At 61.8% G+C, this 10,672-nt stretch carries 8 protein-coding genes and 1 tRNA gene; 3 read left to right on the plus strand and 6 right to left on the minus strand.

Annotation, left to right across the window (positions count from 1 at the left end; all coding sequences use genetic code 11):
• Nucleotides 1-758: 758 nt before the first annotated feature.
• Complete coding sequence (gene argS, locus DXB98_RS09680; protein WP_117743968.1) at nucleotides 759-2,612, minus strand: arginine--tRNA ligase; 1,854 nt, start codon at nucleotides 2,610-2,612, stop codon at nucleotides 759-761.
• A 342-nt stretch (nucleotides 2,613-2,954) separates the two neighbouring features.
• On the opposite strand from argS, the gene DXB98_RS09685 reads away from it, so the two are divergent.
• Both DXB98_RS09685 and DXB98_RS09690 read left to right on the plus strand, forming a co-directional pair.
• Nucleotides 2,955-3,440: a CarD family transcriptional regulator gene (locus DXB98_RS09685; protein ID WP_006235480.1), complete on the plus strand. Its 486-nt coding sequence runs from the start codon at nucleotides 2,955-2,957 to the stop codon at nucleotides 3,438-3,440.
• Nucleotides 3,441-3,547: 107 nt separating this feature from the next.
• The gene (locus DXB98_RS09690) at nucleotides 3,548-4,147 is read left to right on the plus strand and encodes an HD domain-containing protein (RefSeq protein WP_117743969.1); all 600 of its coding nucleotides are present in this window, start codon (nucleotides 3,548-3,550) and stop codon (nucleotides 4,145-4,147) included.
• A gap of 72 nt (nucleotides 4,148-4,219) precedes the next feature.
• On the opposite strand, the gene DXB98_RS09695 is transcribed toward DXB98_RS09690, so the two are convergent.
• Entirely contained in the window at nucleotides 4,220-5,506 is a 1,287-nt protein-coding gene (locus DXB98_RS09695) for a glutamate-5-semialdehyde dehydrogenase (protein ID WP_117743970.1), read from the minus strand.
• Nucleotides 5,507-5,619: 113 nt separating this feature from the next.
• Here DXB98_RS09695 and DXB98_RS09700 point away from each other — a divergent pair, with 113 nt between their 5' ends.
• Nucleotides 5,620-7,038, plus strand: coding sequence for an alpha/beta fold hydrolase (locus tag DXB98_RS09700; protein WP_117743971.1), 1,419 nt, complete (start codon nucleotides 5,620-5,622; stop codon nucleotides 7,036-7,038).
• Between the two features lie 73 nt (nucleotides 7,039-7,111).
• Here DXB98_RS09700 and proB read toward each other — a convergent pair whose 3' ends face one another.
• The 4 genes from proB to DXB98_RS09720 form a co-directional block, all read right to left on the minus strand.
• Nucleotides 7,112-8,239 carry a glutamate 5-kinase gene (gene proB, locus DXB98_RS09705; RefSeq protein WP_117743972.1) on the minus strand — a complete coding sequence of 376 codons (1,128 nt, stop codon included), beginning with the start codon at nucleotides 8,237-8,239 and terminating at the stop codon, nucleotides 7,112-7,114.
• 80 nt (nucleotides 8,240-8,319) lie between these two features.
• Nucleotides 8,320-9,825, minus strand: coding sequence for a nicotinate phosphoribosyltransferase (locus DXB98_RS09710; protein ID WP_117743973.1), 1,506 nt, complete (start codon nucleotides 9,823-9,825; stop codon nucleotides 8,320-8,322).
• 82 nt (nucleotides 9,826-9,907) lie between these two features.
• Nucleotides 9,908-10,378, minus strand: a complete 471-nt coding sequence (locus DXB98_RS09715) for a hypothetical protein (protein WP_117743974.1) — start codon at nucleotides 10,376-10,378, stop codon at nucleotides 9,908-9,910.
• A gap of 61 nt (nucleotides 10,379-10,439) precedes the next feature.
• A tRNA-Ala gene (locus DXB98_RS09720) sits at nucleotides 10,440-10,515 on the minus strand.
• Between the last annotated feature and the right edge of the window lie 157 nt (nucleotides 10,516-10,672).

The following is a 10,672-nucleotide window of genomic DNA, read 5'->3' on the forward strand; positions in this document are numbered from 1 at the left end:
CCTATTTGCTCAATGTGTTCGGCTGAGATCGGAAATCAACCGACTAGTCAAAAGGGGCACTCTTTACAAAGCCGCGGGCGGCGAAATCCAGCTCTCTTAAGTTGCGGTGAAAGAGCTCCTGAAAAATCCGGCAGCCGCCCCAAACAGGAACTATTCCACTGCAACTTATATGGAGAGGCCAGCCGAGTCCCCCAAAGATTGTGGTGACCACGAGACACGGGAGCAGAATCGTCAGTCCCAGGATCGACTCGCCACGAATCACGCCTATCTACTACGTTTGGCCCGCGACCCCTGACCATTCCCTCGGTCTTCCTAAAATCGCAATCCCGCTACCTGCGGTTTTAAATATCGCGCCTTTCGACATGGTTCGGGGTATGCGACTAAACGTAGTAGATAAGCCCGATTCGTGGCGGACGGTTTCGTACCGCTCTCCACCGGGACATAAATGATCCGTTTTCCTCCGTCCCCAAGGGGTCATTTTCAAAACTATGGCGGATTACGGTGTAAGAACGGCGCAAGCCAACCATACCCTGCATTTTTAATATTCGGCAAGCCGTCTACCTGCGGTTTTATTTTCACTGCTGTCGCTATGGTCGCCAGGCAGCGATTCAGCCCCGTAAAGCGGTATAGTTGCTTTTTTGTAGCATTTTCCAACACGCCAAAAAGCCCCGCCAAACGCAAAAAGCCCGACCTCCGCATGGAGATCGGGCTTATAGGGCTCAGCAAAGCCGAACCTACACGGTCAAATGAACCGCAGATTACATCTGCTCGGGCGCGGAGACGCCAACGAGGGTGAGCACCAGGGCGAGCGTCACGCGAACGGCGTCGCAAGCGGCCAGACGGGCACGCGAAAGCTCGGGGTCGACGGGACGGCCCTCGCTCGGCAGCACCTGGCAGGCAGCGTAGAAGCTATGGAAGTCGCCGGCGAGTTCCTCGGCAAAGTGCGTCAGGCGGAACGGAGCGCGATCGCGAGCGCAGCTAGCAATGAGGTCGGTGAGCTCGTTGAGCTTACGCGAAAGGGCGAGCTCGGTCGGATCGGTCAGCAGCGAGTAATCAACGTTCTCACCGATGGCCTTGGCGGCGACGGCCTTCATGCCCATCTCGTCAGCCTGCTCGGGCGTAACGTCAGCGGCACGGCGCAGGATGGAGCACACGCGGGCGTGAGCATACTGCACGTAATAGACCGGGTTGGAGTTATCGCGCTTCTTAACGGCCTCGATGTCGAAGTCGACCATCTGATTGGAGCTCTTGGAGATGAGCGTGTAGCGAGCGGCATCGGAACCGACCTCATGGACGAGCTCCTGCAGGGTCACCATGGTACCCTTACGCTTGGACATACGGACGGGCTTGCCGTTGCGCAGCAGGTTGACGAGCTGGCCCAGCAGAACCTCGAACTTACCGGGGTAACCGAGAGCGTCGCAGACGCAGCGGACGCGCTCGATGTAACCGTGGTGGTCGGCGCCCCAGATGTCGATGACGTGATCGACGCGCTGGAACTTATCCCAGTGATAGGCGACGTCGGAGGCGAAGTAGGTGTACTCGCCGTCGGACTTGATTAGGACGCGGTCTTTGTCGTCGCCCAGATCGGTGGAACGGAACCACAGGGCGCCGTCCTTGGTGTAGAGGTAGCCCATCTTGTCGAGCTTCTCAAAAGCGCGGTCGACGGCAGAGGTGCCGGCGGTCTCGCCCTCGGTGTCCTTCACATACAGCGAGCGCTCGGAGTACCAACGATCGAAGTCGCAGTTGACGGCGTGGCAGAGGTCGCGCATGTTGTCGACCATCTTCACATAGCCGCGCTCACGGAAGCTCTCCATGCGCTCCTGCGGATCGGCGTCGACCCACTTGTCGCCGTCGGTACGCCAGAACTCGGCAGCCTCATCGATGATGTAGTCGCCGCCGTAGGAGTCCTTGCCCAGGGTCTCGGCAAAGTTATCCTGGTACGGATGGGTCTCGGGATGCTCGTCGTTCTCGTCGGCAACGAAGGCGTCACGGTCGGCGATCAGCAGCTTGTGAGCCTCGTCGATATCAACGCCCTGCTTGGCGATGATGTCGGCAAGCTGCATGTAGCGCGTGCTGATGGAGTTGCCGAAGGTGTTCATCTGAGAACCGTGGTCGTTGATGTAGAACTCACGCTGGATGTCGTAACCGGCGTGGTCCATAACGCGGCAAAGGGAGTCGCCCAGAGCGGCCCAGCGGCCGTGGCCGATGTGCATGGGGCCGACAGGGTTGGCGGAGACGAACTCGACCTGGGTCTTCAGGCCGCCACCGACGTTAGACTTAGCGAAGTCCATGCCCTTCTCGCGGGCCTCGCCAAAAATGGCGTTCTTGACGGCAACGGAGAGGTAGAAGTTAATGAAGCCGGGGCCTGCGATCTCGACCTTCTCAATCGCGGGGTCCTCGGGCATATGGGCAACGATGGCCTCGGCAATCTTGCGCGGGGCGCAGTGAGCCAGCTTGGCGGACTTCAGGGCCATGGTGGAGGTCCACTCGCCATGAGAAGTGTCGGCCGGTCGCTCGATAGCGCAATCGTCAAGTTCAAATGCGGAAAGGTCGCCGGCCTCCTGGGCCGCAGCAAGCGCAGCGCGTACCAGCTCTTCAATCTTCTCGGGCATAGATCCTCCTTGTGTTAAAGCCCCCGAGCTCTTGGTCACTCGTAGGGCAAAAGCCAGAGTTTGTAGCACTCTATCACAAGCGGTAGCTACTGTCGCAGGGTAAAGTTATTCGATATTGCATATGCACAAAAATGACTACAGCTCGCACAGGGCCACTCAAAGATGGCGGTTTGCCTGCTGATTGTGCATCTGCCGAAAATGCATAAACACGTGCATGAGCTGCTCGGAATATCGAATACTCTTACCTATCGGAATTGTGTGCTTTTCCTGCATAAAGCGATGGTTTGCGCACGTCAGCGTGCTATTCTAGACATACGCAAATTCGTATAAGCTGGAGGTAGCATGTTCTCAATCGGTCAACACGTCATTCATCCGGGCCAGGGAGTCTGCACCGTCGTCGGTTTTAGGGACGACACGCCGCAGCCCATGTTGCTGCTCGAGACCAAGCAGGGACATGCGCAGACGATCCTCATGTACCCCGTGGCGCAAGCCGACCGTCTGCATGCCGCCATCTCTCAGCAGGATGCCGAGCACCTGCTGAGCCACTACGACGAGCTGGAGTGCGACACTTTTACCGAGCGCAACAGCTCGCTTGAGGAGACGCACTTTAAGCAGCAGCTCAAGCTGGGCGCGCCCGAGACGGTCCGCGTGGCAAAAACCATGATGCACCGCATTCGCCAGGCCGAGGAAGCTGATAAAAAGCCCAGTTCCTACTACATGCGTGTGCTCAAGGAGGCCAAGCGCCGCTCTATAGAGGAGTTCGCCGTGGCCCTGGGCGTCACCGAAGAGGCCGCCGAAGCCCGCCTAGCCCAAGCCGCCCTCAACTAACCTGCCCACGCCAAAACCACCACAAAGGGGACAGGCACCTTTGTGGTGGTTTTCTTGTTCTAGTAGTATTCAATCTTATCGATACCCACGAGCACAAGGAGTCTGTTATGGCAGAGTCGCTTACCGCCGGAATCACCCGCGACCGCGCATTCGAACTGCTCAACGAGCACAACAAGGATCCGTTCCACATCACCCATGGCGAAACCGTCGAGGGCACCATGCGCTACTTTGCGCGCGAGTTCGACCCCGAGAACGAGGAGTTCTGGGGCATCGTCGGCCTGCTCCACGACCTGGATTGGGAGGAGCATGAGGACGACCCCATGAACCACACCATCTACGCTGCCGAGATCCTCGAAGGCGAAGGTGCCTCTCCTGAGCTCATCCGTGCCATTCAGTCGCACACGTCCGATTTCAACACTTCGCTGCCCAAGCCCGAGCTGCAGATGGAGAAGATCCTGTTTGCCTGCGACGAGCTTACCGGCCTGATCGGAGCTGCCGTCATCATGCGCCCGAGCAAGAGCGTCATGGACTTTACGACCAAGTCGCTCAAGAAGAAGTTCAAGGACAAGCGCTTCGCCGCCGGCTGCTCGCGCGACGTGATTTCGCAGGGCGCCGAGATGCTGGGCTGGGAGCTTCCCGAGCTCTTTGACCGCACCATCGCAGCCATGCAGTCCTTCGCTCCCGATCGCGACACCTTCCAGGCCTAACCGCCCACGCCACCTAAAACCACCACAAAGGAGACAGGCGCCTTTGTGGTGGTTTTTTTGTTTGCAACAGGTTTAGGGGCGGACCTGGCCGGTGCCGCGGAGCTTGTATTTGTAGGTGGTGAGGGCCTCGGCGGCAAAGGGGCCGCGGGCGTGGAGCTTTTGGGTCGAGATGCCGATCTCGGCGCCCAGTCCAAACTCGCCGCCGTCGGTGAAGCGCGTACTGGCATTGGCATACACGGCCGAGGCATCGATCTCATCCAAAAAGCGCTCGCAAGCGTCCGCGTCCTCGGCGATGATGGCCTCGGAATGCATGGTGCCGTAGCGGTTGATGTGCGCGATGGCCTCATCCTCGTCCGCCACGACCTTCACGCTCATCTCGAGCGCCAGATACTCGTGGCCCCAATCCTCCTCGGTCGCGACCACGTAGTCGTCGCCCTCGGCAAGACCGGCGTCGGCGCATGCGGCGCACGTGGCCTCGTCGCCGTGAATGAACACGCCGTGGTCGTGCAGCACAGCCACAGCCGCGGGCAAAAACGTGTCTGCCACGGCGCGGTCGACCAGCAGCGACTCGGCGGCATTGCACACGCCCACGCGCTGCGTCTTAGCGTTGACGATAATGTTGAGCGCCTTATCAAAGTCGGCGGATTCATGCACGTAGATGTGACAGTTGCCCGTGCCCGTCTCGATCACCGGTACGAGCGACTCGCGCACACAACGCTGAATCAGGCCCGCACCGCCACGCGGAATGAGCACATCGACGATGCCGCGGAGCTTCATGAGCTCGCCGGTGGCCTCGCGGTCGGTGGACTCGATCATCGACACTGCCTCGCGCGGGAAACCCTGGGCCTCAAGCGCATCGGCCAGCAGCTCGGCAATCATGGCGCACGAGTGATACGCCAGCGAACCGCCGCGCAGGATGCAGGCGTTGCCGGTGCGGATGCAGATGCCCGCGGCGTCGGCCGTCACGTTGGGACGTGCCTCGTAGACCATGGCAACCAGACCCAGCGGCACAGTCACACGCGTAAGGTCCACACCACTTGCAAGCACGCGATGGTCGAGCACGCGGCCCACGGGATCGGGCAGCTCAGCGAGCTTCTCCAGGCCGGCGGCCATGCCGTCAACGCGCTCGCGCGTCAACAGCAGGCGGTCGAGCAGTCCGGCCGAGGTGCCCGCATCGCGCGCGACAGACATATCGAGCTCGTTGGCGGCAATGATGCAATCGACACCGTCGCGCAGCGCCGCGGCCATGGCGCGCACGGCCTCCTGGCGCTGGGCATCGCTCGCCGTGGCAAGCGCGGCAGAAGCGGCCTTGGCCTCGACGGCAAGATCGTGGACATACGTGGCTATATCGACCGACATGGGCGGCCCTTTCTCTTAGATGTTTGCCAACCATGGTAGCCGATTTATGCGCATCCTCGCCGACGGCGGTAGAATTGGTCAACCCGAAACACCGCAACGAATGGAAGCATTACATGGCGCTCATCACTTCGTACCACGTCCCCGGCCTGTATGTCGAGGACCACAGCATCGATGTCCCTCTCGACTGGCGCGGCCTTGAGCCAATGCTTTTGGCCGTCGGCAGCACCATGCGCCGCGGCGCCATGCCGGCGCCCATCGCCGGCGCGCCCGAGAGCATCAAGCTTTTCTACCGCGTGGTCTGCGCACCCGACCGCATCAACGACGATCTGCCGCTGCTCCTGTTTTTGCAGGGCGGCCCCGGCGGCGAGAGCCCGCGTCCGCTGTCGCCCACCAGCGACGGCTGGATCGAGGAGGCCGTCAAGCATTTCCGTGTCGTGCTGCCCGACCAGCGCGGCACCGGACGCAGCAGCTGTGTTGACGGACGCACGATCGCAGCCCTGGGCGAGCGCGCGGAGGCAACCGGCGCCGATGCGGCCCGCTCGCAGGCAGACTTTCTCAAGCGTCACCTCGCCAGCTCCATCGTGCGCGATTTTGAGTACCTGCGTCTGGTGGGCTTTGGCGGCAAGCCCTGGGTCACGATCGGCCAGAGCTACGGCGGATTTTTGACGCTGAGTTATTTGTCCCTCTTCCCGGAGGGCGTGACGGCAAGCTTTACCTGCGGCGGCATTCCGCACGTGCCGGCGAGCGCCAGCGAGGTCTACGCGCACACTTTCCCGCGCATGGCGGCCAAGACCCAGCAGTATTACGACCGCTACCCCGCCGATGTCAAGCGCGTGGCGGCGCTGGCCGATGCGATCGAGGTGCAAAAACCCGCACTGCCCGACGGTTCGCCGATGACGGTCGAGCGCCTGCAGCTCATGGGCAGCGACTTTGGCATGAAGCCGAGCTTTGAGCGCATGCACTGGATTATCGACCACGCGTTTGTTGATGGTGACGGCACGCTGAGCTGCGGCGCCTCGGTATCCGACAGCTTTTTGATGCGCGCTTTCGAGCGCACCAATACGCGCACGAACCCGCTGTACTGGACACTGCAGGAGTTCATCTACGCCGACGGCGACACCATGCCCATTCGCTGGGCCGCAGCAGAAGAGAAAGCCCATCGTGCCGAGTTCGACACCCTCGCACGCCCGCTCATGTTTACCGGCGAGGCCATGTTCCCGTGGATGTTTGAGCAGATGCCCGAACTTAAGCCCTTCAAGCCGGCGATGGACCTGCTGATGGAGGACACCAGCTGGGACAAGATCTACGACCCGCAGCGCCTGGCCTGTAACGAGGTACCGCTCCAGGCCGCGGTATACTTCGATGACATGTACGTGGACTCGGGCATGCAGCTCGACACGCTCAGCCGCGTGGGCAACTCGCACGCCTGGGTGACCAACGAGTTCGAGCACGACGGCCTGCACGGCAGCGTGGTATTCAAGCACCTCTTCGACGAAGCCCTCAACCGCGGAGACCTGCGCCGGATCTTCTAACAAAAGGAACGTCCCCAAGTGCCGGCACGAAAAAGACAGCCCTGCGGGAAACGATCCACAGCACTGTCTTTCTTTATGCAAATACGATCAAGTTATCCCTGTGTATCGCCGGCTTTTCGGCCAGATCCGCCAGCAGGCGGTTGCTGACAATCTGATCCTGGCGGCGGCCGGCCGCAAGCTCCAGCACGTCCGAATCGGCCTCGGCGATACCGCGGGCGACGACCATGCCGCTCGGGTCGCACACGTCGAGCACATCGCCCTCGGCAAACGCGCCATCGACCTCGCGAATACCCACCGCAAGCAGGGAAGAGCCCCGGCTGACCAGCGCCTTCGCAGCACCATCATCGACCGTCACCGAGCCATGTGCCTTGTCGCCCAGTGCGATCCACAGCTTGCGGGGTGCGATGTCCAGACGCTCCGCCGGCGGATCGAACAGCGTGCCCACGCTCTCTCCGCGGGCGAGGCGCACGAGCGCATCGGGCTCCTCGCCCGAGCAAATCACGCTCTGAATGCCCGCCGTCATCAGGATGCGGCTCGCGCGAATCTTGGTAATCATGCCGCCCGTACCCACCGAGGTCGAAGAATCGCCCGCCGAGGCAATAATCTTGGCATCGATCTTATGCACGACCGGGACAAACTCGGCCGTGGGGTCCTCATGCGGATTGGCAGTATAAAGACCATCGATGTCCGAGAGCGTCACGCACAGATCGGCAGAAACCAGGCAGCTCACAAGCGCCGCCAGCGTGTCGTTGTCGCCAAACTTGATCTCGTCGACGGTGACGGTATCGTTCTCGTTGACAACCGGCACCACGCCCAGCTCCACCAGGCGCAGCAGGGCGTCGCGCGCGTGCAGGTAGGACGTGCGGCGCGCCGTGTCGTGGCGCGTGAGCAGCACGAGCGAGGTGAGCAGGTCGCGCGCATGGAACTCCTCGTCGTAGGCCGACGAGATGATGCACTGACCAGCCGAGGCGCAGGCCTGCAGGCTCGGCAGGTCGCCGACCGGCTTGCGGTCGAAGCCCAACACGGGATAGCCACAGGCGATAGCGCCCGAGCTCACCACGACCAGACGCCAGCCGAGCTTGCGCAGCGCTGCGGCCTGATCGGCAAGTCCACCGATAAAGGCACGGTTGACCTTTCCGTCGGCCCCCACCACCGTGGACGAACCGATCTTTACCACCATCGTTTTATAAGAAGTCGTCATACGTTAAACCAATCGAATGTTCAGCGAACGGACGAACCAGCAAGCGGGAAAATAGTCCGTTTTCCTCCGTCCCCTTCGAATCATTTTGCCCAGGGAAAGGCAGAAGCCGCGGCCATGTTCTTGCGCACGAGCTCGTCGCGCACCCGGGCCAGGCCCTGCTCCATGCCCACCACATAGGTCTGCGGGTACAGGAAGCGCTTGAAAGCGGCGTCCAAATGGTCAAGCGCCCAAGCACAGCGCTCGCGCGCGTCCTGGATGCTCTCACGCGGAGCCACCGCGCTGCCGTCGCGCACGATCGGCACCAGCAGCTCGCGATACTCAAGTTCGGACACGTCGGTCACCAGGGCGGCATCATTCACGGCCACGAGGGTATTGCCGCGCGCGGCGCCCTCCCCCGCCAGATGGTCCTCGTCGTAGATCATGTCGCAGACCGGGCCGCCAAAGCCGTCGTAATAACGGCGCACGCGCTGCACACCCGGGATCGTGCGCTTGTAGGGCTGCTCGGAGAGCTTGACCACCGGCGTCCACGGGTCGGCCTCGCTCGCACGACGGGCGGAAAGCTTGTACACGCCGCCCAGCGCCGGCTGGTCGTAGCAGGTCGCGAGCTTGGTGCCCACGCCAAAGCTATCGATGGGCGCGCCCTGGTCGAGCAGCGACTGAATCGTGTACTCATCCAGATCGTTAGAAACCGAGATCCCCACATAGGGCAGGCCCTCGGCATCGAAACGACCGCGGACATACTTGGAGAGCTTGGCGAGGTCGCCCGAGTCAATGCGAATAGCCGACAGGCGCTCGCCCGCCGCCTCCATCTCCTTGGCAACCGTAATGGCATGCTCGCAGCCCTCGCGCACATCGTAGGTGTCGATGAGCAGCGTGCAGTTCTTGGGGCTCGACTTGGCAAAGGCGCGGAAGGCCTCGAGCTCGGAATCGAAGCTCATCACCCAGCTGTGCGCATGCGTGCCAAAGACGGGAATACCGTAGCGGCGGCCGGCGAGCACATTGGACGTAGAGGAGCAGCCGGCGACGTAGCTCGCGCGCGCAACGGCCAGGCCGCCATCGGGACCCTGGGCTCGGCGCAGGCCAAACTCGGCCACGGGACGGCCGTCCGCCGCCAGCACCACTCGCGCCGTCTTGGTGGCGACAAGTGTCTGGAACCCGACGATGTTGAGCAGCGCCGTCTCAAGCAGCTGGCACTCGAGCGCAGGACCGGTGACGCGCACCATGGGCTCGCGCGGAAACACGAGCTCGCCCTCGGGCACGGCGTCGATATTCACGTGCGCACGGAAGTTGCGCAGGTAGTCAAGGAATGCAGGCTTAAACATCGCGCCGCCGGCCGGAGCCTGGAGCGAAGCGAGGTACTCAATGTCCTCGGGCGTAAAGCGCAGGTTCTCGACCAGCTCGGGCAGCTCGGCGGTGCCACACATGATGGCATACGCGCTGCCAAAGGGATGGTCGCGGTAAAACGCCGTAAAACAACCCAGCTCATTGGCCTTGCCGCTCTCCCACAGGCCCTGGGCCATAGTGAGTTCGTACAGATCGGTGAGCATTGCGATGTCGGTGGGATGCGAGATGTCGGTCAAAGCCATGGGGCGACCTTTCGGATGCGTTGTGCAGAGGTTGAAGGTTGGGCGAGGCGGGCGTGCGGACATGGAGCCCGGCGCGAACAGGTTAGTGCAGGCCCATGCTGCCCGTGATCGTGTAGCCCATAAAGACGATAAACGCGATGAGGGCGAGTGCGATGATGATTTTTTGGGCCGGAGCCATACCGGGGATCTCATTCTCGCCCGTAGGCTCCTTGGAGGTGACCATGCGCTGGGCAAAGGTCATCTCGTCACGGCTCGGTTTGGGCTCGACGGGCTTGGGGTGAGTGGCTTTTTTAGGCTGAGGTTTGGGTGCGGCGGGCGCGGGCTTCGCGGCGGCGGGCTTGGGTGCGGGCGCGGGCTTGGGCGCGGGCGCAGGCTCGGATGCAACCTTCGCAGCGGCCTCCTCGGCCTTCTCGCGCTCGGCACGCAGGGCGGCCAGCTCCTCACGCTCACGGCGTGCCTCTTCCTGGGCCTCGCGACGAGCCTTCTCGGCGCGGAGCTCTTCCAACTCGGCGCGCTCCTCGGCAGACAGTGGTTGGGACTCAAGCTCGGCCATGGTGCAGCCCTTTCTTTCAAAAAAAGCCGCCGACACAATGTCGACGGCTTATCAAATCCAATGGTGGAGACGAAGGGAGTCGAACCCTCGGCCTCTGCCATGCGACGGCAGCGCTCTCCCAACTGAGCTACGTCCCCAGGACAAGTCGATATTTTACCTACGGCTCGCCAACTGTCAACGCCCAATAACCAGTCTTTTTGGGGCGCGGCTATTTTGACAACTTTTCGAACAGGCGATCCTCTCGATGATTTTTTAAGGCTCTGTTAGACCAGGATTGACATACATGTGTCCCCA

Origin of the sequence: Collinsella sp. OM07-12, from assembly GCF_003438275.1 — a bacterium.
GTDB lineage: Bacteria > Actinomycetota > Coriobacteriia > Coriobacteriales > Coriobacteriaceae > Collinsella.

Bases quoted from the DNA above. Each gene is read 5' to 3' on its own strand.
- argS (WP_117743968.1), bottom strand. From the start codon at position 2,612: ATGCCCGAGAAGATTGAAGAGCTGGTACGCGCTGCGCTTGCTGCGGCC.
- DXB98_RS09685 (WP_006235480.1), top strand. From the start codon at position 2,955: ATGTTCTCAATCGGTCAACACGTCATTCATCCGGGCCAGGGAGTCTGC.
- DXB98_RS09690 (WP_117743969.1), top strand. From the start codon at position 3,548: ATGGCAGAGTCGCTTACCGCCGGAATCACCCGCGACCGCGCATTCGAA.
- DXB98_RS09695 (WP_117743970.1), bottom strand. From the start codon at position 5,506: ATGTCGGTCGATATAGCCACGTATGTCCACGATCTTGCCGTCGAGGCC.
- DXB98_RS09700 (WP_117743971.1), top strand. From the start codon at position 5,620: ATGGCGCTCATCACTTCGTACCACGTCCCCGGCCTGTATGTCGAGGAC.
- proB (WP_117743972.1), bottom strand. From the start codon at position 8,239: ATGACGACTTCTTATAAAACGATGGTGGTAAAGATCGGTTCGTCCACG.
- DXB98_RS09710 (WP_117743973.1), bottom strand. From the start codon at position 9,825: ATGGCTTTGACCGACATCTCGCATCCCACCGACATCGCAATGCTCACC.
- DXB98_RS09715 (WP_117743974.1), bottom strand. From the start codon at position 10,378: ATGGCCGAGCTTGAGTCCCAACCACTGTCTGCCGAGGAGCGCGCCGAG.